Here is a 23543-nt window from a genome sequence, read left to right as displayed (position 1 = left end):
AGGCCCGCTTATTTGCGTAAGTGAATGCGGCCATGCCACATTTGCCGCACTAAATGCTGCTTGGACAAGCGTCCAATCCAGATCACCGCAACAATATGCAACGCAATCACGGCCATCAGTAACCAACTCAACAGTGCATGAGTTACAACCGGCCCCTCTTCGCCCCAAAAGGCATCGGTGCGGCTTAACCAGCCAGTCAGCGCCAGCAAGGCAATCAGCATCCAGATGACATACACGGCCCATTGACCTAGGGGATTGTGCCCGACATGCACAGACAGTCTTGCTTGACGCACTTCTGCAATGTGCAAGCGGATGTCACGCAGGCCGGGCAGATGAAAGCGCGAACTTGGGTATGCGCTAAAACACCCGGCCATGATGCGGATCATAATGATTGCCAGCACAGCGTAGCCAACCGTGCGATGTAGCGCATCCGTTTCATACCAGACATGGCTCATCAGCCACAATGCCATCACCCCGGCTGCCACCAGCCAGTGACTCAGACGCACCCACCAGGGCCAAAGCATTGCGGATGGCTGCAACATCTCCCCACTTAGTCTTTCAAGCCGATGGCTTTGACGATCGCCAGCGTTTTCATGTCGAAGTAAATCTCAACCTTCTTACCCTCTTTGTTACGGCCATAAATTTCATAACAATTACCATCTACTTTAAATTTTTTGATGGTATAGCCTTCTGCTTCCAGCGCTTCCTTAAGGGTATCTTCTGAAGCCCACTCCTCTTTTGGATAGGATTTGCAATCCGCCGCGGCCAACGCAGCTTGTGCATGCAGCAGGCCGATTGCCAACAAGAGTGAAAAACCAATTTTTTTCATCAAAACGTCCTTTTCATGATTCAAACAATTCTACCTGGCGCAGCTCTGCCAAATTCGAAACGCCAGTCAACGCCATGGTCATTTCCAGCTCATCACGCAATGTGCGGATCACTTTTGCTACGCCCATCGCGCCTTCTGCAGCCAGGCCCCAGATGTAAGGGCGACCAATACAAACGGCATCGGCGCCCAACGCCAGCGCTTTAAACACATCTTGCCCGGAGCGGATACCACTATCCACCAGGATTTTGCATTGGCTACCCACGGCAGCCACGATCGTTGGCAGCACTGCCGCCACTGACGGAGTGCTATCAAGCACGCGGCCACCGTGATTGGAAATGACCACGCCGTCACAGCCGCATTCCACCGCCCGCCGGGCATCCTCTACATGCATCAGACCTTTCAGTAGCAAGGGGAGGTTCACTTGCTGCCTGAGCCAGGCCACATCGTCCCAAGTCGGCGCCTGCGTCATCCAGCCATCGAACACTTGGCTTTGGCCCGCTTGCACAGGACGCATGCTGAGTGGCTGCGCCAGATTGACTGCCGAAATCCTGTCTGGTAAATCAATTAAAGCTTGCTTGACTGGCGCATCGACAGTGAACACGACTGCGCTGATACCAGCTGCCACGGCTTTATGCAATAACGCCGCGGTTTGCTCGCGGTCACCTTGCCAATAGAGCTGAAACCAGAGCGGTTGTTGTGCCTGCGCTACAATCTCGCTCACAGGTTGACTGGCCAGACTGCTCACCATCATCTGCCCCTGCTGGGCATTGCAAGCGACAGCGGTGCCAATCTCGCCATCGGCATGAAACAAGCGCTGATAAGCCACTGGCGCCAACAGGATGGGATGCGCCCATTGCTCGCCAAAAATGCTACAACTCGTGTTCGGTTGATGGAGGGGCAGGAGTGGACGTGGACAGACCTTCTTGCTTTGCCAGCCCGTTTCGTTGACCTGCAATTGCAACCCGTTCCCGGCATCTGACTGCAAATAATGCCAGACATCAGCTGGCAATTTGGCTTGCGCTTGCTGGGCAAAATAGGGGAGCAAAGGTAAGGACTGCATTCGCTTAGAGCGCCCACTGGCGCAACAGGTTATGGTAAATGCCGGTTAACTGCACCACTTCTGGCGTTTCCCCTTGTTGCTGGCGCAAGCGGACCAAGGCCATATCCATATCAAATAGCATGCGCCGTTGCGCGGCGTCGCGCACCATGCTCTGAATAAACATAAAGCTAGCCAAGCGCTCACCACGCGTGACCGGCGTCACCGCATGCACCGAGCTAGAGGGATAAATGACGATAGCACCCGCTTTGAGCTTGATGCGCTGGTCACCAAACACATCCTGCACCACCAGCTCACCGCCTTCATATTCATCCGGGTCGTTAAAAAACAGGGTAGCCGAAACATCTGCCCGTACCCGCGCACTGCCATCCGGCATGTGACGCATGGCACTATCGACGTGAAATCCATAGGCATTGGTCTCACCCGCATAACGATTCACAAAAGGCGGCAAGATTTTGTCTGGCAAAGCGGCCGAAAAAAATAAAGGATCGCGCTGCAATGCCTGCAACACGATCCTGCGGATTTGTGCCAGCAACGGGTCGTCTTCGGCCAGCTGCTGGTTGTTTTTAACACTGGCTGCCTGAATACCGGCGGTTGTGCGGCCATCCACCCATTGCGCCTGCTTCAGCAAGGCACGGATAGTATGCAGCTCTTCTTCAAGCAAAACCCCCGGTAAACTTAACAGCAAATTAACTCCTAGAACTTGTACTCAGTAGTGACGATAGCCTGGCGACGGTTGCCTGGTGTCAAGAAAGCACCATTATCATAAATCGCATCATAATAGGTTTTGTCTAGCAAGTTCTTGATATTTAAACGCACCGCCCATTTCGGTTGTTCGTAAGCCACCATCGCATCGACGCGTGCATAGCCAGGCGCTGTATTTGGCTTGAAAGATCCATTTACAAAGAGCGCATTTGCATTAGTGCCTGAAGCTACTGGACTATAACCATAGCGATCCGCTTTAGCCTCAACGCCACCACCCACTTTCCAACCATTGCTCCAGTCGTAAGTTGTCCAAAGATTAAAAGTTGTACGCGGCGTGTTCCTTGCACGCACACCAGCCAGTCTTGAGTCAGCAAAAGTTACGGCTCCTGTCGTGGCATTAATGTTTTCAGCTACATTAATGATATAGGCATCCAATAAAGCAAGACCAGCAAAAACGTCCCAATGTTCAGTGACCTTACCAGCCAACTCAACTTCAAGTCCATTTGTCCTTCTACGCTTAGTTAAAATAGGGGTGTTACCAAAAGTTGCTAAATCGGTATTACGCTCCCAATCTTTAGTTGTTGTAAACAAAGCCGTTCTTAAAGCCAAATCACCATCCATAAATAGCCACTTGCTTCCAACTTCCAGCGTTCGACTACGCTCTGGAGGTTGCTTAGCAGTCGTCAATTGATACAAATCAGCAGTTGGGCTAAATGAATTGCTGTATGTAATGTAATAATGCTGATCTGTAGTTGGCTGCCAAGAAAGTCCACTTCTATAGCTATTTTGACCATAGTCAAGATGAGGGGCTGCACTAGTTGTGTAGTCAGCTTTCATTTCATCACGTCTAATACCCACCAATGCCGTCCAATGCGGCATAAACTCCACGCTATCCTGTGCGTACACCGCATAATTGTTTGCACTGAATTTTGCATATTGTGCATTGGCAGGCGTAATGGCTGTCTCTGCATCCTCAGTGTAATATGGATCTGCAGTTGTACCTAAATTACGCAATGAATTCCGGTAAGATTTTTCATGCAAGTATTCAACACCTGTTAATACAGAATGCGTCATGCCTGCCAAAGTAAGCTTAGTGCTAAAGTCTGACTGTAGATTGTATGTTTCGTAATCCTGGGTTCTTACTTGGTTACCTCCATTTCCTGCCGCCGCTGTGGGAGGAAGAATAATGGTGCCAGTCTGCGGCGTTTTTGCCCAATAAGCACGTTCATACTCAGCGTGTCTTAACTGTGTGCGTAACTGCGTGTCATCGTCAAACTTATGGGTAAAAATACCTGTAGTGATGTTGGTGTCACTGTTATCAAAGTTTTTACTGTTTCCATAAAATGTTTTATCGTCAATTTTAACCCCTGAAACAGTAGTATCAATTGGTCGCTTATTCAAGAACAAGACACCATAATCTGGAACATCTCTAGTTCGCAAATAGACATGATTTAGGAATACTTCATTCTCAGTACCGATACCTGCACCAAAGCTGACCGCAAGCCCTTGTCGATCAAATTCCGGATGATCCCCGTTTGCCGGGTTTTTTCGGTAGGTTTCTTCGTGTCTATCCATGACATTGACACGAATCGCCGCCGTGTCTGTGAGCTTTTTATTAAAGTCGCCCGTCGCTTGATGATAATCATAATTACCTAGGCTACCTGTCACGACATTCTTATCGTTTAACTCTGCCATCTTGGTTACCTGGTTGATGACCCCCCCCGCTTGACCACGGCCAAATAACATTGCCGCAGACCCACGCAATACATCCACCTGCTCAAGGTTAAATGTTTCACGGTTGTACTGCGCGGTATCGCGCATGTTATCCAGATAAATATCACCAAAAGTATAAAAACCGCGCAGGTTAAAGTTATCACCGGATCGTCCACCTTCAGCAGCATTCACTGATAAGCCAACCACATTACGCAAGGCTTCACGCAGTGAGCCCACTTGCTGATCATGCAGCAATTCTCTGGTTAGCGTAGTGACTGCCTGCGGCACATCTTGCGGATCCTGATAGGTTTTACCGACGCGGGTCTTGGTCGCTTGATAGCCTTTGTTAGGCGCATCTTGAATTCGTTGCGTTTTGACCTTCACCTCGGTCATGGTCTGAGTCGCGTCTGCAGTTTTTTTCTCTTCATCTGCCGCGATCGCAATTGCTGGAAGCGCCATCATCAGCGCTATCGTCATTGTTTTTTTATTAAAGCCGGATGGCATAAATAGTTCCCGTCATTGATTGAATGAGTTAATTGCTGGCTACTGGAAACAATGCTCGTTGGCTTGCAAATTGAATAAGCACGAATGATAACAATTCTCATTTTTACAAGCAATGAAAGGTTGTGCGAGAATTTATTTGTGCAAATGTAAATACTGGTGGAAATCCAAGCGTCATATAGCTCAAATTGTGCGGTGCCGTTTAATCGAAGTAGGTGCGGCCTGTGGTCTGGGCACAAACCGCATCAGGGCAGCTAGCCTGACGCCAATATCAAGCTAGCTGTGTGTGACAGGGGCCAGTTAAAAATCCAGGCGCAGATTGGCCTGCAAGGTTCTTGGTCGGCCGACGCCTAACAGGCTGTTCCCTGCGGTACTCCAGTAGTCTTTATCCGTGACATTGTCGACCACGACCTGAAAAGTGGCTTTTTGCTTGCCCAGCAGGGTCTTATATCTGGCCCCTACCGACCCAATCGTGTAGCCATCTATGCTGGCTTGATTAAATGCATTCACCTGCTGCTTGCCGCTATAAAACAAGCCAGCACTCAAAAACAGGCCAGGGACCTGCGCAATCTGGTATTCGCCAAACAGACTGGCAGTTTTCTCTGGCGTATTTTCTGGCGTATTGCCATTGCTAGCCGCGTCAGGTGTTTTCAAGGTCGCATCCATCAACAGGAAAGAGGCGGCGACAGACAGCCTCTCCGTCAACTCGCCAGTAGCAGCAAATTCCAAGCCTTGATAATTCGCATCCCCATTGACTTTGAAAGTATTGGTCACCGGATTGGTAAACGCTGCGGCGCGCTCAATATCAAAATAAGCCAATTGCAGCAAAAAGCGGTTAAACAATTGGGTTTTTACGCCAATTTCTTTTTGTCTTGATTTTGCCGGGTTCAGCAACTCGCCTGCATTGGCCCGGTTAGCTGGTGCCTGACCACTATCTTCAAACCCTTCAATGTAACTGGCGTAGAGAGAAATATTTGGCTGAAGTTTGTACATCAGCGCCACGGAGGGGATGACTTTTTTGGCGTTGAAGCGCGTAGCCGTTGCCGTGCCTGCATTGGTGGCAATGGTCTCGGTGTCATAACGACTTTGCCGCGCACCTGCCATGAGGGTCCATTGGTCTGTCAACGCCATTTGATCAAATACATACACGCCTCGATCCAGAATTGTCTGGTCAGATAAACGATTATTGGAAACCGCCGCAAGCACAGGAACAACTCTGGGATTGAAATAGTTTTGAGCAACAGAAGTGCTGGCAAACATGGGTGTCACGCCTTCACGCTGATTACTGGTGTACCCCAAGGTGAGCTGATGCTTGATGGGGCCCGTTTCCAGCAAGCCGAGTAACTCGGTTCTAAAATTGGTGTTGGTAAAGACCTGATTACGCACAAACGACACCTGAAGCTGCCCTTCTCCGGTCAGTGGGTTAAAGTTCTGAAACTGTGAAAAGTTACGGTCGCGCTCCGTCTTGGCTCGTCCAGCTTCAAACAACCAACTCCAGTCATCACTCAAGGCATAATCGGTCCTGAACAGAATATTGGTTGCCTCAGCATCATAGTGCTGCCATTTGCCCGCCAGGTTTTGCGTCGCTGCTGGCACAGGCGGCAGCGTGATCTTACCGTTGACAGCATTAGGCACTACAATCGCTGCCTGCTCTGAAACATCTTTGCGGTAATGCTCAAGGTCAAGTTTGAAAGACAATTTATCGTTTGCACGCCAATCCAATGCGGCTGAGACCAGACCACGGCTGCCGTCATAATGGTCAATGCCAATATCTTCGCTGCCAGTGACCACGTTAAAGCGTGCGCCAAACTGCTGTTCAGCGCCAAAACGCTTGCCATAGTCGACATGAGCACTACGCGCGCCAAATTGATTGGTGGAGAGGGTGAGGCTTTTGTTTTCAACTTTTCCAGCGCGCTTGGTCACTAGGTTGATAATGCCAGAAGGCGGCACCAAGCCGTAATACAGAGACGAAGCCCCTTTGAGCACTTCTACCCGCTCTTTGTTTTCTAGTGGGGTATCAATCAGATTAATAATCGGCAACGAACCATTGAGCCGGTAGTTTCCGCGGTTCTCGACCAGAATGCCGCGGATCGCAATATTGTCATAAGTCGAGCCACTCAATTGCGAGCGTGAAACCCCTGCGGTGTTCCGCAATGCGCCAAACAATGAATTGGTCGCTTGCGCATCCAACACCTCACGCGTCACCGTGTTCACGGTCAAGGGCACGTCCAGCGGATTCATGTCTCTGAAAGTTCCGACCTGTACCGTGTTTGAGTGAAAACTCTGGCGACGGCTGGTCGAAACCTCAACTTCACCCAGAGTTTGCTGATCGTCATCAGTGTTTGTTGCAGCTGGCGCAGAAGCAGTCTTCCCAGCCTCCCCCTGCGCCCAAACAGCCGACATCGGCAAGGCTAACAACAACGACAAATAAACTGTTTTTAATCGAATCACGGTCACACAACACTCCCATTAAATAAAGCTGGCTACTGGAGTGCGAAACTCGATGGCTGGCAAACAACAAGATCAATCTGATTTTTATTTTCACAACCCTCAGCACCCCTCCCTGTCAGGGGCCAGTAAACATACCGGATTGCTAAGAGGTTGGCGCTTTAATAACGCCACGTAAGTGTGGCTAAAGCGCTCATGGGCGCAGCATAGTAAGCTTGGCCCGCATAGGCATAACGCAAGCTGGAGAGATACTTCTCATTGGTCACGTTATAAACATTCAACGCCGCATCCCAATGCTGGTCAATCTTGTAATTCGCCATGAGATTTAAAACAGCGTAGCTACTTTGTTTATAGCGAATATCATTACCGTTTAAGGCGATATCCACATGTGTATCACTCTGCCAATTGACGCTTGCGCCTACCTTCAGGTTGTCTACGGAGGGGACCTTGTAAACAGTCGTCAGATGCACAAGGTGGCGGGGGACAAATGGATTTACATTTTGATCGTTCTCACCTTTGATGCTCATTAAACGTGTGTAACCTGCATTGATACTTAAATGCTCACTGAGCTCACCGGACAGATCAAACTCATAGCCTTTAGTAGTGGCTTGAATGCCTCTATAAATTGCAACCGGACCCGTCGTTGGTACTGATACAGCTTGATTCTCTTGCTCGGTTCTAAACAATGCAAATGAGCTATTCAACGTTTTGTTAAACCACTCACTTTTAATACCCGTCTCATAATTTTTGCCTTGTAGTGGAGCGAGGGGTTTCAAGTTAGAACCCCGCTCTACTTGTGGCCTGTAAATGCCGGTGTAACTGGCATACAAAGAGTGCTCTTCACTCAAATCGTAGACGGCGCCAGCGTAAGGGGTGAATTTATTATTCTCATTCGCTGATTGGTCAACGCTATACGCCACGCCTTTTAACTCGTAGCTAAGCAAACTGCCACCTATCGTTACTTTTAAAGCCTCTGTTGGGTTAAGCTTGGCTGCGGTGTAGATGTTGGTAATCGTACTCTGGTAATCCGAGCTTTTACTTTTAGGACCGAATGTTGGCATTGGGAAATCACCCAAGGCATCAAAGCTACTGACAAACACATTGCCAAGCGTATCTCCAGTACGAGAGTACTCTTTCATATATGACCTGCTCCAGGTCGTGCCCACGACCAGCTCATGCTTACGACCAGCCAACTCAAAAGGCCCATTCGCGTAAATATCAGCCACGTGGTCTTTGGTCTGAAAGCTGTAAATATAAGGGTAGCTGGTATAGGTGCCCAAACCAGTCGCGCGATTTTCATTACCAGCTACATAGTTATACCTGCCTTCAGATGCAGTATCTTTGTGGGTTAACTGACCTTTGACTTTCCATTCATTATTAAAATAATGCGTCAGTTCAGCAAAACTGACATGGGTGCCCACCCGCATATATGCCCAATCAGTGGCTGGGGAATCTGACACTTTATAATGTCGCTTGGTCCCATCGGAATACAATAATGGCAAGCTTCCAAAGTTATTGCCGCTGGAATCATTCTTTTGGTAAGTGTGACCAAATGCCACATTCGTGTTCTCGGTCAAGTCTGCCTCAATGACTCCATACGCCACATTTCTTTCGTTACTGTAGCGGTCAAGGTAGGAGTTTCTATTTTGATTCGTCACGACCAAACGTCCGCGTACACTGCCATCAGCATTTAGAGCACCAGAGACATCAGCATCTAAACGGCGATTGTCCCAAGACCCTATAGAAGCATTGGCTTTTGCTTGGAAATCCGTCGTCGGACGTTTACGAATAAAGTTAATGGTTGCCGAAGGATTACCGGTCCCGGCCACTAGACCATTGGCACCACGTAACACTTCAATACGGTCATATACCGCCATATCCAAATCGCCATAGTTTGTACCACTAAAACTAATAGGAGAGTTGAGCCCATCAATTTGAAAGCTCGTAATGTTCAGCCCGCGTGCTGTATATTCGGTACGGTCTGTCTCAAACTGCTCAACTTTAATGCCGGTTGCATAAGACAAGGCCTCATTCACACTGAGCACACGAAAATTATCTAATAGCTCACGGGTAATGACCGAAATAGACTGTGGCGTCTCACGAATGCTGGTATTTAACCTGGTTGCCGTTGAAATAGACTTTACCGTGTAAGACTTCGTTTTTTCAGACGGCCGATTTTTTTCTGCTTTGGAGGTAATTTTCACCTCTGGTAATGAATCAAGCTCTTTTTTTTGCCCAGACTCTTCGGCACTGGCCAAATAAGGTAGAGCAAGCATCAACGCGGCTAAAAGGTGGCGATGGCGAAATAGATATTTTTGTTGTGTACTACGCACGAGATTCCCCTGTAAATGAACTGCTGGCTACAGGAGTGATGACTCGTTGGCTTGCTTTAAAGCATTAAATGATAACAATTCTCATTAAAAAGTACAAGTTTGGTGTCCGCTTTTATCAATGCGTACGCAACGAATTCATGCGCAGCATTCCCTCAGAAATGCTTCGTGCCTTGCGCTTTTTCCACCATAAATACACGCCCGTTGCAGAAAGCGTGGCCACCACCATTCCCATGACAGAAATCATAATCCTGCCGGGCAGGCCCAAGATACGGCCAGAATGCAGGGGGAATTGGGCTTGCACAATCACATCACCTGCTGTGCCTTCCCAAGGAATACGTTTGCCAACATAATGTGCATCCAAACCATCGTAATACAAACGCTTATGGCCGGCACCTGCCACACCATGATCGGCATCAGGATAATAAAAATCCACATTAAACAACTGGTATGCCGCGCTATAAGAAATGCGTCCTGCTGGCTCATGCCAGCCTTGCCTACGCGCCTCCTTGATCGCCATCGCCAGCACTTTTCCATAATCTACCTGCGGTGGTAATTGTTGTGAGACCGGTAAGCGCGGACGTATATCTGAAGGAGTGGGCGTCAGTGTGAACGCAGACTTCATGACTGGCATAAAGACTTCACGGCGTAAATTAAGGGCAAAGGCAGAAAATGCCAGAATCATCAGCAATATCCATGTCCATAAGCCAAAAGCACGATGCATATCAAAGTAACGTTTGTGCGTACTGCTGTTCCAGCGCATTTTCCATGCAGGCCACCAGCGCTTCCAGAACGAGGCTTGGGTGTTCTGTTGTACTTTGTGCAATTTGGTTTTTGCGGTGTTGGCAAACTTGGGCAAGGTAAGATAAAAACCGACAAAACTATCAATCAGCCAAATCAGCGCAACGCCGCCTAACAACCATAGTCCCCAGCGGTCGATTCCCCACATTTCGGGCAGGTGCAAACTGTAATGCAGCTTATACAAAAAAGAGACGACATTGGTCCGATCTACCGGCCACACGGCGCCCCACTCCCGCTTGCCTAGCTCCTGGCCGGTGACGGGGTCAATAAACACCTGGTTAAATTTAACAGGCACCATGCCATCCGGTGGATTAGATAATGGCCTGACGCCAATGGTCAGCGTATGCCCCTCTTCAACACTCAGCGGAATCGAACTGACCTGAACTTGTGGATAGCGCTCTGACACCTGTTTTGCAAGCACTAATGTCGACTGATGCGCACCTTGTGACTTGCTATGCATCCACGCTGGATTCAGTAACGTATCAATCTCGTGATCCCATGAAATAATGGCACCAGTGAGCCCGGTGATCATTAGAAACAAAGCACTAGCCATGCCTAACCACCGATGTACCAATAATAAAGACGAACGCAAAACAAATTACCTCGTATTTAAAAATCAAGCTGGGCGCTGACGGTGATAGTCCGTGGCGCACCCAACACCAGATAGCCGGAATTAGAGGTTAGCCCTGCATAACCACCTGCAGAGGCCCAATAATCACGATCTGTGATGTTATCAATACGGCCACGAACGGTTAATAAATGCCCTTCAATCTCAGTCGCATATCTTGCGCCGATATCTAAACGGGTCCAACCTGGCAGTCTTTGAGTGTTTGTGCCATTACCATACACATGGCCAGTAGTAATCACACGCGCATCAAATGTTAAACCAGGCACCATAAATGCATCCCACTCTAGACCCAGGTTAGCTTGTTGATCTGGAATACCAATCGTTTGCTTATCTTCCGTCGAGGCATTGCCCGTATTCTTCTGTTTGGCATCCAACCAGGTAATCCCCCCCAACACCCGCAAACTGGGCGAAATCTGACCATAAGTCATCAGTTCAACCCCTTGGTGCTCTTCTTTCCCTTGCGAAGTAAATACATTCGCCGCATTGATAAAACCGCGTGGTTTCTCAGTGGTAAAGTAAGCAGTAGTCACCCGAACCTTACCAAAATCAAACTTGGCTCCCACTTCTTTCTGTTTTGAGACATAGGGGGCAAGCGTCTCACCTCGATTAGCGGTGGTTCCTGGAGCTGTTGCCCCTTGTGACAAGCCTTCAATGTAATTAGCATAGAGAGAGATGCCGTCCCAGGGTTTTACTACCGCACCCAACACAGGGCTCAGCTTCGTCTTGTCGTACGCACTACTAAACACGCCATTGTAATCATAGGTTGTCGCAGCTATTTGCTGACTTCTCACCCCTAGCGTCAACAACAACTGATTATCTAACATGGCCAGTGTGTCACCTATGGCAAGGCTACGTAAAATCGTTCTACCTGTCGTATTCGGATTATCCAACACACCACCTGAACCTGCGCCTGCAGTAAATGCAGGCAGGGCATAATAAGTTGGGGCATATAAGTTGGTATTGAGCTGATTACCAGAATCAAACGTATACGCTGCTTTTTTCTCAAAATGATATAAGTTTGCATTTAATACAACGTCATGGCTGATAGAACCCGTTTCAAACTTACCTTTTAGGCCAACTTCACCGGTTCTTACCGAGTCTTCTCTGGTATTGTCAAAACGATAGAAAGTACCCGTGCCAGTCGCAGAGTTGTTGACTGTCAAATTTGCTAACGAGTTAGCTTCATGTGACTCACGGAAGCCTCCGGCAAAGTAAGCTGTCACTTTGTCAGTTAAATCGTATTCACCACGCAAAGTCCCGAAGGTGTCCCGCTCATTAGAGTAAGACCATGGCTGTGCCCAGTTTGAATCGCTACTAGGCGCTCGCGGTACACCTGTCGACGCAGCAAGCGTGACGTTTGTGCGCGTTTGCTTCAGATGATTATCCTGATAACCGATATCCCCAGACAACCGCAAATTCTCGCCGCGCCAATCTAATGCCAGCGAAATCAGATCAACTTCAGCATGTTCTTTATCAACTGCAGTACCGCCATCACGCCTAGACACATTCAACCGAATACCGGCACTGTCATCCGGGCCAAAACGTCTTGCCACATCTGCAGAAATAAGTTGTTGGTTACCAGAACTCCAGCCAGCATTTACTAAGCTCAATGGATCATTTGGTGCTCGCTTTGGCAGTAAAGAAATCGAGCCTCCAATGGCATCCCCATTCGGGCTTGTCCCATTTAAGAATGCGGAGGCACCACGCAGAACCTCAACACGCTCAAAGAGCTCGGCCGCAATATACTGTCTTGGAAGTATTCCATACAACCCGTTATATGCAACACTATCGGAATACAGTTGAAAACCACGAATAAAATATGACTCCTGAAAGTTGCCAAAGCCACGGGCAACGCGTACGGAAGGATCATTTAGTAACACATCCCCTACACTTTTTGCCTGTTGGTTCTGGATCAACTCATTGGTATAGGCGTTGATTGAAAATGGGGTATCCATGGCATCTTTATTACCAAGCACGCCAACCCGCCCGCCTTTCGCAACCTGTCCGCCAGCATAAGGCTTCATCAGGCCTTTAGCATTCGCATCAGCAGAAGCTTTCACTTTCACCTCGCCCAAAGTGTCTAATTCAGACTCTTCAGCGGAAGCATCCATAAAAACCGTTGCATACATGACTGCAATCAGGACTTTTTTATAAGCGTTCATGTTTGATAACCTCAAAAAGTTAAAAACCAAGCACGTAAGCGGTGCTTGGTTGTATATATAAAAGTTGGTGTTAAAAGGTATAGTTTGCAGAGAGGACAGCATTCTGGCGTTCGCCATATCCACAATCTTGACCATTGCCGCGACACCAGGAAATAAACTCCTTATCAGCGATATTTCTAATCGTGGCGCGCAAGTCCCATTTCCCATAGTTAAATCCAACCATGGCATCGAACAAGGTAACTGATGGCACTGTGGGCAAACCACCAAAACCGACGTTGTCACCTAAATAACGCACCCCCACCCCAGCGCGCCAATTTGAGTTGATTTTGTATTGTGCCCAGGCTGACCCCAATTTTTCTGCGACATATGGCAACCTAATTTTGGTCGTGTCGTTAAACGCATTCATGCGACTGTAGTTGCCAAGCAGCTCCCAATCACCCATTCGATGCTTGGCCTCGACCTCCCAACCTCTGGTTAATGCACCGGTTTGTTGCAAACCACCCGGGGTGTTCCCTTGAATAACTCTATTGAGTTGCTCAATCTCAAACCAAGCAAACGCTGCTGATGTGTTGCCATCTGGAGAGTAATATTTCATCCCAGCTTCGTGTTGTTCTCCTTCAGTAGGTTTTAGCACACCATTATTCCCATCAGTACCCAAATTCGGCACAAATGCTTCAGAGTAATTAACATAAGGTGAGACTCCACTCTCGAACCGATACATCAGACCCAAGCGTCCCGTGGTTACTGAATTACGCGCATAAACATCTGGCGTAGCACCAACCTTGAGCAAGGTATTTGTCGCATGATCTCGACGCAGAGCTCCAGAAACAACCCAGGGGCCCCATTCCATATGTTCGGTCAAGTAAAAGCCCGTCTGCACGATTTTGTTATTGTCCCGTTCAGCGCCGACTAATGCACCATAATCGACATTGCCATATACCGGGTTATAAACATTGATGCCAAATGCAGAGGTTGTAGAGGTGTAATTACGCTCTGTCCATAATGCATCTTGGTAATCCATTCCTAAAGACACCAAATGCTTGGTCGGTCCTAACGCAAAATTGCCCTGCAAGCGTGTATCGCTTGAAAATACATTGGTACTGCGGTCAGCAGCGTGAATGGTACGCTGTATATTGCCTGTGCTATCAGGGTTAGCTCCAACTCGAGTCCAGTGTTCCCGTGTGATCGTATCTGAGTTAACTTTTCTCAAATTTGCCACAAGTTTAATTTGGTCAGTAATCGCCTGATCTACGAACAATGACACTTCGTCTTTTTTGGTGTCGTAGCGATCCCAGCCAGGCTCCCCGACAAAGGTCCGGCTGGATATTCGACCTAATGGTCCTGGAAGGATCGTTCCTCGAGAAGGCAAAAACTGTGCTGAAACCGTACTATCAGTTTCCTGATGCACATACTGCATAGTGATACTGGTTTTATCACTTGGCTGCCAAGTCACCGAGGGCATAAACACCACGGCATCATCTTTCACATAATCAACCTGTGTACCACTGTCTCGCTTTAAAGCCACCAGTCGATAAAGCCATTCGCCATCCTCACTCAGAGGACCTGTAAAGTCGATACCGAGTTGCTTACGGTCATACATACCATATTGCAGATTCACTTCACGTGCGGCTATTTTTTTGGGGCGTTTGGACACGCTATTCACAATACCACCCAAATCTGACTGCCCGAACACAGATGAAGAAGGCCCCTTCAAGACTTCTATGCGTTCAAGCATATAGATATCCGTTCTGGTGTTATTGTAGGAGCCATACAAATTACGCAAACCATCTTGGAACATAGATGGAGTTAAGCCGCGAACTGAGGCAGAGTCTATTCTGGTATCAAATCCAAAGTTACCAGCATAGACGCCAGCACTGTAAGTCAGAGCATCCTGAATATTCAAAGCCCCCATTTCTCGTGCCTGCTCGACATCCACAACAGTGACGGACTGAGGCATATCTTGCACTGAAACGGGGCTTTTACCCACTGAAGTCGCACGGTCTTGCGTAATGAATTTATCTCTTTTACTACTTTTTTTCGCGCTCACAGACACCTCAGATAAGGTATCGGTTTCAACTTTGGGTGCTACTTCCTCACTGGAAGCTATTGCTGGGAGAGCAATCACAAATACAAGCGGGATTGCAGGGATACGAAACGAGTACATACAAAAACTCCAGTAAACAATCGCTGGCTACAGGAGATAAATGACTCGTTGGCTTGCATTAATATATTGAATGATAACAATTATCATTCATAAAATCAACAGAAGTGACTAGGGCCGCCTCGGGAGCAACCAGCATTTGCCCTTGCTCGGTGACCGCGCTGACCAAATTAACTTCGTACAACTCAGCCAACGTCGACAGGGCAATTTGCCTGCGCGGATAATCGCCGATGAGACGCCCGGCTTTAATCAGCACGAGCCGGTCGAATCCCTGCAAGGCCTGATTGATATCATGCAAGATGGCGAAAATCGCATGCCCACGCTGGCGGGCAAACTGATCCATGGCGGCCATCAGTTGCCACTGCAAGCCCGGGTCGAGCGCCGCCATCGGCTCATCCACCATCAACATGCCTTGCTCGATATCCCACAATTGCGCAAAGACCCTGGCAAGGTGGACGCGCGCCTTTTCGCCACCGGACAGGGTATCGAACCGGCGCGACAGCAAGTGCCGGGCACACGCCAGTTCTGCCGCCTGACGCACTATCACATTTAAATCAGGATCGACCATTCTGGCGACCCGGCCAAGACCAATCACCAGTTCAACGGGCAAACCAAAGGCGACCTCATGCGACTGTGGCAAGATGGCGCGTTGGCGGCTTAAGTCGACCAGTGACCACGTTGTCAAACAACGCTCACGCAGCCTGACTTGGCCACTACTGGGCACATGCTCGCGCGCGAGCAACTTGAGCAAGGTAGATTTACCGGCGCCACTGGGTCCGAGCACCGCAATCCGCTCACCTGGCTGCACGGTCATCGAAAACGGACCAAAAACATGGCCGCCTAATTTGAGCGTCACGGCTTGCAGCTCGAGCAAATGTGCAGCGCGATGGCTCATAGATGACCGCCTTTTCTGAGGCTCCCGAGCAATAGCAAGAAGAACGGCGCACCCAGCAATGCCGTAAAAATCCCAACTGGAATTTCTGTGGGAATCGCCAGCGTACGAGCCGCAGTATCAGCCAATAGCAACAGGATGGCGCCAACCAGCATGGCAAGGGGAGATAGACGACGCTGATCAGGCCCGATCAATAAACGCACAATATGTGGGGCGACCAAGCCGATAAAACCGATCATGCCGCACCAGGCGACGGCAAACCCGCTCAATAGCGCCACCAACACAATGACACGGCGGCGTAATTGACGCACGTGAATGCCGACATGCGCGGCCGCCGCCTCACCGAGCGCCAGTGCATTCATTGCATTCACCAGCCGTTGCATATAGGCCAACGCGCCGATTAACAACAGCGACAACAACAGCACCAGCCGCCAACTGGCACTCGCCAGCGACCCTAACGTCCAGAACGTGAGGCTACGCAGCTGTTCATCCGTCGCCAGATAGGTGCATAAGCCTATGACAGCGGTAGCCAGCGCATTGAGCGCAATTCCGGTCAGTAACAATCCGGCAATCGAATCAGCCGTGAGCCAGCGCGCCACGCCATCCAGCAAAAAGCAGACACTTACCGCACCGACAAAAGCCATCAGTGGTAACAGCCAATAGCGTAAAGTGATGGGAATCTCTATTCCCGAGCCAGCCAGCAGCACAATCGTTAACGCCGCCGCGCAGGCGGCACCACTACTCACCCCCAGCAACCCCGGGTCGGCCAGCGGGTTACGAAACAGGCCTTGCGTGAGCGCGCCCGACAATCCCAAGGCAGCCCCAACCAGTGCCGCAAACAGAATGCGCGGCAATCGCAGATTCCACAGCACATAAGCACCGCCTGTGAGCGGATGAGCGGAGTCATTCAACCAGCCGATGCGCCAGTCAGCCAACGTCACGGGGACGGCCCCCGCCCAGGCCGACAATGCGAGCAGGATGAGCAAGACAAGACCCAAACCCCAGGAAGGATATGTTGCAAAACGGGTGGTTAGGCGCTCGCAGAAGACCGGCCAGCCGGTTGCGCTAATCATAGGGTCATGGCCTTGCCGAGCAATTGATCAAGTGCGGCGACGGCCTGCGGCAATCGTGGCCCAAAACCTAGCATGAACATTGCTTCCAGCGCCACAATCCGGCGATGCTCCCCGGCAGGCGTCTGCGCCAGGCCAGGCAGCCGCAGTGCGCCTTCGACTCCACCCACCACCGCCAGCCCTTGCTCTGTGAACAAAACGATCTCTGGCTGCGCCGCAATCACGGCCTCGGGGGTCAACGGTTTAAAGCCCTGAAACCCCTGTACCGCATTGCGTGCGCCCACATAATGCAACATGGCCTCGGCACTGCTCCCCTGCCCTCCCACCATGACCTGGCCGGGGGCGTGTGACAACACAAACAGCACACGTGAGCCCTGCCCTTTACGTGCCAGAATCGGCGCACGCACACGTTGCCAGTCGGCTTTGAGTTTGTCTACGTACTGCGTCGCCGCTGGCGTACGATCAAGCAAACGCCCAAGCTGTTGCATGCGATCTACCACGCCTTCAAAGCGGTCATGCGCCGCCAGAATACTTAGCGGCACACCTGCCGCCTGAACTTGCCTTAGTACGGCCGGGGGCCCGGCATCCTCAGTGGCGACCACCAGGGTCGGCGCCAATGCCAGAATCCCTTCGCTGGACAAGGTGCGTGCATAGCCAACACTGGGTAACCTGGTGGCAGCCGCCGGAAAAAGCGAAGTGGTATCTACACCGACCAAGGTCTGGCTGGCACCGAGTGCATATATCATTTCTGTCAGAGCACCGCCGATACTGACGATGCGCTGGCTCGCGGGCCCGGTGTCTGCGGCCCACACCAAAGACTGGGGCAATAGGGCTGTGATTCCCAATGCACCCGCTTGCTGTAAAAATTGCCGTCTGGCCGCCACTGAAGTGTTCATGGCATGAATACGTGTTTTCTGCTTATCCATGCCATCAAACCAACGCATCCAGATCCGCCTGACTGGCGCTATCTGGCGCACGATGGCCTTGTTCGTTACGGTGCGCCACCTCAGATAAATCCTGGCCGGTCAGGCGATAGGCTTTGGCAAAGCCAGCCACATAGCTGCCCTCTAACGGTGTTAAGGCATACAGGTGAAAGTCCGTCAGTTTGGCGATCACTTCCATAAATTTGCCAAATTTGGCATGAAACTGATCCATCACCAATACAAACGTAGCTTCATCCCTAGGCACTTCTTGCGCCTGGCATTGCAGCACAAGACGCTTTCTGGCAAATGGATGGATGGCTGCCTGCTCGCTTTCGATAAACATCACCGAGCAACGACCGTGATGTTGCAAATTGGCGCAATGGGCGGCCAACTCACTCACATAAATATAAAACCGCTGCTCGTGCTCGACAAAAGTGGCATAGCTGGCTTCAGGCCATCCCTGATCACTGGTGGTCGCTAACTGCAGGGATTGAAACTGCCGGTGGAACGCATTGGCTTCAGTGCCAACGGCCTGTAATTTTTGTGTGTCTTGCATCGTGTTCTCCTCAAACGCACTCATCATGTTTTAGCCGCGGTAACGCTTTGCTTTTACTGCCAGTAAGAAACAAAGTGACCGCCCGCAACTGGGCCCTGTGCCCATTTGAACCTGCCGGTGCAGGCAGGTTCTGCAAGGACTAGATCAGCTTGAGCGTGCCTTTCATCATCGAGGCATGGCCGGGGAATGAGCAAAAGAAGACATAACTGGCTGATGCATCCAGCTGCTTGGGTGTAAGGCTGGTCTCTGCACTCTCACCACCGCCAATCACCTGGGTGGCGGCGAGCACGCGACTGTCCTGCGGTTTGACAAAAGACTTGGCGATGCCTGCCTTCATGCCATCTTGCAATACGCCCTGTTCATCAGCCTGTTTGCTGATTACCAGGTTATGGCCCATGATGTTTTTAGCCATGGTGCCGGTATGCTTCAAGCGAATAGCAAAAGAGGCACAGGCTTTGGGCACAGCAATTTCCTTGACGTTATAGGTCATGGCATCCGTGGCTTCTACCGTGACTTCACAATGATCTGCGGCCTGCGCAGAGGCTTGTAGCAATAAAGTGCTGGCAACCACGGCCAGCGGCGCGGCTTTTAACAATAAGCGCGCTGAAAAAGAAGGCCGGTTCGCGGAAAGGCGGGGGTTAAAAGTGAGTTTCATCTATGCTCCAATCATCCAATTTAAAAACTGGCTGGCTACTGGAGTGACGACTCGGTGGCTGGCTAAACTAAAGACGGCCCGGCAGCTTGCCGGGGCAATCAAAAAAAGACTTACTTGCGGGCGCGCCCAGGCTGGCCGGGCAAAAAACGGGCAGGCAAGCGCGGCTTGCAAAGATAGTAATAAAGGCTGATCACAATCGGCAGCGCCACCGCTGCATCCGACAGCAATTCGCGGGCATCATCTACCAGCAAGGCGGTGACCAGGCCCAGAACAGTGATGAGGCCAATGACCAGCGGCCATAAAAAGATTTGTGACAGTGATTTATTTTGCATAAACAGATGTGTGACCATGATTCATGTTCGCCTATTGAGACATCGCCGTTGAAACCCCAGAGGTTTAAATTCACAAACAGTGTCGATATTCACAAAAACGCTATTCATAAAACCAGATGCTCAGCTCGCCTCACTTAGTATGATGCGCGTTTGAATATCCGGCACATATTGGTGGCGCTTTTTCCACCAGAGCTTGAGCCCGGTCCACAACACCACAATACTTAATAGATCCAGCACCGCCCAAATCCACTTCAAGGTCATGCCACCATAATCGCCAAAATGCAACGGCTGCGACACCAGCAAGCCCACCAGATACCAGGGCAGCGGGCGACTATCGGTCAGCTGTGCGGTCTGTGCATCGACCAGTACCGGCTTGAACAGGCGCTTGGTCAGCGGGCTATCGCCACGCATGAAAATGCCATAATGATGCTGGCTGGTATAAGGCGTGCCGGGAAAAGCGATAAAGCCTAATTGCATCTCGGGTTCGGCACGCTGCGCCACTTGCAAAGACTGCTGCAGTGAGGCAAACGCTGTCGGTGGAGGCAGGTTTTTATAGGGCGCGACCATTTGCGCCATTTGGTCAAATTGCCAGTATTTAATCAGCAAATCCGACCAGGCATTGATCACGCCGGTCGCCCCCACCACCAGCAACCAGCAGAGCGTGACGATGCCCAGAAAGTTATGGATATCAAGGCGCTTGAGCTTGTCGCCACGCTGGTGACGAATCTCGCCAAACGGCAGTTTGCGCATGAAAGGCGCGTACAGCACCACGCCGGAAATAAGGGCAATCAACAGCAAAAAGCCCATCAAACCCAGAAACAACATGCCAGGCAAGCCCGCGAATAAATCAACATGCAGCTTGAACATCACATATAAAAAGCCTTCGTCATCCTTGGGCTCACCCAACACCTGTGCCGTACGCGCATCGAGTACCACATTGTGGGTATTCGCGATGTCAGTCGGCGTCGCACCCAAGCGGACCACCCACTGCAAGGGCTCGTCTTCTTCGCGGTACATATATTGCGGCACCAGCTTGGGGTAACGGGCTTTGGCCGCCGCCATCAGGCTATCCATGCTGGCATTGGGCCCGGCATGACTGATCACAGGCGTTTCAATCTGGTCACCCAGCAGATGATGCAGCTCATGCATAAAAATCAGGGGCAGGCCGGTCAGGCATAGCAGCAACATGAATGCTGTACAGACCAGACTGCTCCATTTATGGATCCATGCCCAGCGGCGGATGGTTTGCTGTTTCATATGCAATGGTTAACTCAGATGAATTTGAATCAAGGTTGAGGCTGGCTGACAAAGCCAATTTTTTTCATGCCCGCTGTTTGCGCCTTGGCCAACACCTCGGCCAGCACCTGATAGCGGGTGTTTTTATCGGCACGAATCTGCAACTCTGACTGCTGCTGTCTGCCCGCCTCTTCCTGCAACTTGGCTGCTAACTCTGGCGCCTGGATTTCGCTATCGTTCCAGAACAGCTTACCGTCGGCATCCACCGCCAGATCAATCACTTCCGGCTTTTCCTCCAGCGGCTGCGAGGTGGCCTGAGGCAAATCAATCTTGACCGCATGTGTCAGCAAGGGCGCAGTAATGATAAAAATCACCAGCAAGACCAGCATCACATCCACCAGTGGCGTGGTGTTGATTTCACTCATGGGCTGGGTGTGTTCACCCGCGCTAAAAGGATTTTGCCCCATCATAGGTTGCCACCTTTGCTTGCGACTTTAGCGTGCAGCTCAGTCACATTGGCAGGTTTCTGACCTTGCTTGATCATCAATGGCGCACCCGTAGTCAGCAAGGTATGCAAGTCTTGCGCAAAATTCTCGAGCTCGGCCATGACACTGCGATTCGCCTTGATAAAGGCGTTATAGGCCAACACAGCCGGGATCGCCACTGCCAGACCAATCGCCGTCATAATCAAGGCTTCACCAACCGGGCCGGCCACCTTGTCGATGGTCGCCACGCCGGATTGACCAATCGCGGTCAGCGCGTGGTAAATCCCCCACACCGTGCCGAACAAACCAACAAATGGAGCCACGCTGCCCACAGAAGCAAGGACAGACAACCCGCTCTCCATGCCTGCCTGCTCTTGCGACAAGGTACGGCGCAACTGGCGTGCAACAAACTCATCCTGGCTGCAAGCCGCGCCCAGAGACTGGCTGGCATGTTGCTGATGGTGCTGGGTAGATTCCACGGCAGTCAGCGCCAGGCGGAACGCTGGTGATTGCATCTGCGTATCCTGCAGGGCCTCTTGCAAAGTCGCTTTGCGCCAGAACTGCTTAACATAAGCCGTGACTTCACGCTTGTGCTTGAAGACTTGCCAAGCCTTGACCACAATAAAATACCAGCTCATGACCGACATGGTCAGCAGCACCAGCGCCACGATGACCGAGACAACCCCACCCTCGGTAATAAATGCCAAACCACTAGTTGATTGCATCAAACGTTCCTTTCAATAAAAACTGATTTAATTTTGTGTGAGTGAGAAAGACAATGGCACATTGACGAAAGCGCTGAGCGCCTTGCCGCCTTTGCGGGCTGGCTCAAACCGCCATTGCTTGACGGCATTGAGTGCCGCCTTGTCCAGCCGCTCATAGCCACTGCTTTTAAAAATCTCTACCGACTCCGGTTGACCTTCTGCCGACACCAGCACCCTGAGCAACACGCGCCCCTCTTCACCGGCGCGCTGCGACAACCGCGGGTATTCCGGCGCCGGGTTGTTCAGGTAAGCCACGCCAAACTTTGGCGGCTCCTCTTTTTCTTCCACCTCGTGCTTGGGTGGCGCAGCAGGCGCAGGTGCGGGCTTGCTAGGGGCAGCCGCTTGCGGTGCTTCCAGCGGCGGCGCGGCAGGCTGGGTGCTGGCTTCAAACTTGGGCTGATCTGGCGTGGTTTCCGTGATCCGCTCCACCACTGGTGCCGGGCGCTCTATGGGCTTGACTGGCGTTTCTTTTGGTTTGATCACCGGTTTCACCACCGGCTGCTGCTTGATGATGGGTACCACCTCTGGCGCAGGCGCCTCCTCTTTTTTTGCAGGCAAGGTAATCAACGATACCGTGATTGGCTCTGGCTTGGGCAACTCAATGAGTTCCTCTTCAAACAGCAGAAAACTGGCGATCACCAGTGCATGCAGCGCGACCACCAGCAGCATGCCCACTGCGTGCCATCCCTGGCGGCGGTCACGCATGAGCAACTGCTCAGTCGCCAGTACTGACCAGCGAAACACCCCCGCCAGCTCGCCCAACTGCCGCTTATGCAAACTCAACTCAGGCAAGCTGGTAGCCGACATCCGGGTGGGCTTCAACGACAACCCACGCAAAGACTCACGTTGCGCCATTAGCGTCCATCTCCTACAAAAAGACTGTTTATTAAAGTGCTGAAGGCAACCTGCTGGTTGCCTGCTTCACATTGATATTTCACCACACCCAACGCGCTCTTAATCATGAAGAGACGCCATGCCCTATATTGTCCTGACACTTGGTCAGCAGCAATTTATTTTGCCTGGTCCGGGTGAGTCGGTACTCATCACGACCATGCATAATGGCTACCACGCCGCGCTTCCCCAGCAATTCATTGGCATCCACCACAGGCACGCCGGTCTGAGTCGCGTTGGCGGCATTTTGCCCTTGATTCAACTCAGGCTGCAAGCGATTCGTCATCTACAATCCAGTCCAAAAAAAAGCCGACTTACATGCTTGCGCACTGCGGCATCAGATTTCAAGGAACACCCTTACCAGGGGTAATTTGGCGCATTAAAAACACGCCTATTTGAGCAGT

Annotated in this window: 21 protein-coding genes; all 21 read right to left on the bottom strand. The window is 50.8% G+C overall.

All coding sequences use genetic code 11. The features are described 5' to 3' along the window. Positions 1 to 8 precede the first annotated feature (8 nt). Positions 9 to 542, bottom strand: a complete 534-nt coding sequence (locus AACH41_RS02340; RefSeq protein ID WP_338656454.1) for a cytochrome b/b6 domain-containing protein — start codon at positions 540 to 542, stop codon at positions 9 to 11. 8 nt (positions 543 to 550) lie between these two features. Continuing rightward, the gene (locus AACH41_RS02335; protein ID WP_275356608.1) at positions 551 to 829 is read right to left on the bottom strand and encodes a PepSY domain-containing protein; all 279 of its coding nucleotides are present in this window, start codon (positions 827 to 829) and stop codon (positions 551 to 553) included. 13 nt (positions 830 to 842) lie between these two features. Beyond that, positions 843 to 1889, bottom strand: a complete 1047-nt coding sequence (locus AACH41_RS02330; RefSeq protein ID WP_275356607.1) for an alpha-hydroxy acid oxidase — start codon at positions 1887 to 1889, stop codon at positions 843 to 845. Between the two features lie 4 nt (positions 1890 to 1893). Continuing rightward, complete coding sequence (locus AACH41_RS02325) at positions 1894 to 2574, bottom strand: Fe2+-dependent dioxygenase (RefSeq protein ID WP_275356606.1); 681 nt, start codon at positions 2572 to 2574, stop codon at positions 1894 to 1896. Between the two features lie 8 nt (positions 2575 to 2582). Then, positions 2583 to 4808 carry a TonB-dependent receptor gene (locus tag AACH41_RS02320; RefSeq protein WP_338656453.1) on the bottom strand — a complete coding sequence of 742 codons (2226 nt, stop codon included), beginning with the start codon at positions 4806 to 4808 and terminating at the stop codon, positions 2583 to 2585. Between the two features lie 297 nt (positions 4809 to 5105). After that, a complete protein-coding gene (locus tag AACH41_RS02315; RefSeq protein ID WP_338656452.1) occupies positions 5106 to 7232 on the bottom strand; it encodes a TonB-dependent siderophore receptor in 2127 nt (708 codons plus the stop codon). A 182-nt stretch (positions 7233 to 7414) separates the two neighbouring features. After that, complete coding sequence (locus tag AACH41_RS02310; protein ID WP_338656451.1) at positions 7415 to 9586, bottom strand: TonB-dependent siderophore receptor; 2172 nt, start codon at positions 9584 to 9586, stop codon at positions 7415 to 7417. Between the two features lie 115 nt (positions 9587 to 9701). Further along, positions 9702 to 10958: a PepSY-associated TM helix domain-containing protein gene (locus AACH41_RS02305; RefSeq protein WP_338657568.1), complete on the bottom strand. Its 1257-nt coding sequence runs from the start codon at positions 10956 to 10958 to the stop codon at positions 9702 to 9704. Between the two features lie 35 nt (positions 10959 to 10993). Next, complete coding sequence (locus AACH41_RS02300) at positions 10994 to 13174, bottom strand: TonB-dependent siderophore receptor (protein WP_338656450.1); 2181 nt, start codon at positions 13172 to 13174, stop codon at positions 10994 to 10996. Between the two features lie 70 nt (positions 13175 to 13244). Beyond that, the gene (locus tag AACH41_RS02295) at positions 13245 to 15338 is read right to left on the bottom strand and encodes a TonB-dependent siderophore receptor (RefSeq protein ID WP_338656449.1); all 2094 of its coding nucleotides are present in this window, start codon (positions 15336 to 15338) and stop codon (positions 13245 to 13247) included. A gap of 58 nt (positions 15339 to 15396) precedes the next feature. Then, positions 15397 to 16230 carry an ATP-binding cassette domain-containing protein gene (locus tag AACH41_RS02290; RefSeq protein ID WP_338656448.1) on the bottom strand — a complete coding sequence of 278 codons (834 nt, stop codon included), beginning with the start codon at positions 16228 to 16230 and terminating at the stop codon, positions 15397 to 15399. Next, complete coding sequence (locus AACH41_RS02285; RefSeq protein ID WP_338656447.1) at positions 16227 to 17300, bottom strand: iron ABC transporter permease; 1074 nt, start codon at positions 17298 to 17300, stop codon at positions 16227 to 16229. The genes AACH41_RS02290 and AACH41_RS02285 overlap by 4 nt, the downstream gene beginning before the upstream one ends. Beyond that, the gene (locus tag AACH41_RS02280; protein ID WP_338656446.1) at positions 17297 to 18241 is read right to left on the bottom strand and encodes an ABC transporter substrate-binding protein; all 945 of its coding nucleotides are present in this window, start codon (positions 18239 to 18241) and stop codon (positions 17297 to 17299) included. Before AACH41_RS02280 ends, AACH41_RS02285 begins: the two co-directional genes overlap by 4 nt. Continuing rightward, complete coding sequence (locus AACH41_RS02275; RefSeq protein WP_338656445.1) at positions 18228 to 18776, bottom strand: pyridoxamine 5'-phosphate oxidase family protein; 549 nt, start codon at positions 18774 to 18776, stop codon at positions 18228 to 18230. Before AACH41_RS02275 ends, AACH41_RS02280 begins: the two co-directional genes overlap by 14 nt. Before the next feature lie 139 nt (positions 18777 to 18915). Further along, entirely contained in the window at positions 18916 to 19431 is a 516-nt protein-coding gene (gene azu, locus AACH41_RS02270; protein WP_338656444.1) for an azurin, read from the bottom strand. Positions 19432 to 19541: 110 nt separating this feature from the next. Beyond that, a complete protein-coding gene (locus tag AACH41_RS02265; protein ID WP_275356598.1) occupies positions 19542 to 19781 on the bottom strand; it encodes a hypothetical protein in 240 nt (79 codons plus the stop codon). Between the two features lie 102 nt (positions 19782 to 19883). Beyond that, positions 19884 to 21020: a PepSY domain-containing protein gene (locus tag AACH41_RS02260; protein WP_338656442.1), complete on the bottom strand. Its 1137-nt coding sequence runs from the start codon at positions 21018 to 21020 to the stop codon at positions 19884 to 19886. A gap of 29 nt (positions 21021 to 21049) precedes the next feature. After that, positions 21050 to 21466, bottom strand: a complete 417-nt coding sequence (locus AACH41_RS02255) for a biopolymer transporter ExbD (protein WP_194749408.1) — start codon at positions 21464 to 21466, stop codon at positions 21050 to 21052. Further along, positions 21466 to 22209, bottom strand: coding sequence for a MotA/TolQ/ExbB proton channel family protein (locus AACH41_RS02250; protein WP_194749241.1), 744 nt, complete (start codon positions 22207 to 22209; stop codon positions 21466 to 21468). Before AACH41_RS02250 ends, AACH41_RS02255 begins: the two co-directional genes overlap by 1 nt. A 27-nt stretch (positions 22210 to 22236) precedes the next feature. Then, complete coding sequence (locus tag AACH41_RS02245) at positions 22237 to 23103, bottom strand: energy transducer TonB (protein WP_338656440.1); 867 nt, start codon at positions 23101 to 23103, stop codon at positions 22237 to 22239. A gap of 103 nt (positions 23104 to 23206) precedes the next feature. After that, positions 23207 to 23425 carry a hemin uptake protein HemP gene (gene hemP, locus AACH41_RS02240; RefSeq protein WP_194749239.1) on the bottom strand — a complete coding sequence of 73 codons (219 nt, stop codon included), beginning with the start codon at positions 23423 to 23425 and terminating at the stop codon, positions 23207 to 23209. Between the last annotated feature and the right edge of the window lie 118 nt (positions 23426 to 23543).

Origin of the sequence: Methylophilus sp. DW102, assembly GCF_037076555.1 — a bacterium.
In the GTDB taxonomy this organism is placed as follows: Bacteria; Pseudomonadota; Gammaproteobacteria; order Burkholderiales; family Methylophilaceae; genus Methylophilus; species Methylophilus glucosoxydans.
This window is presented reverse-complemented; position numbering and strand designations above follow the sequence as displayed.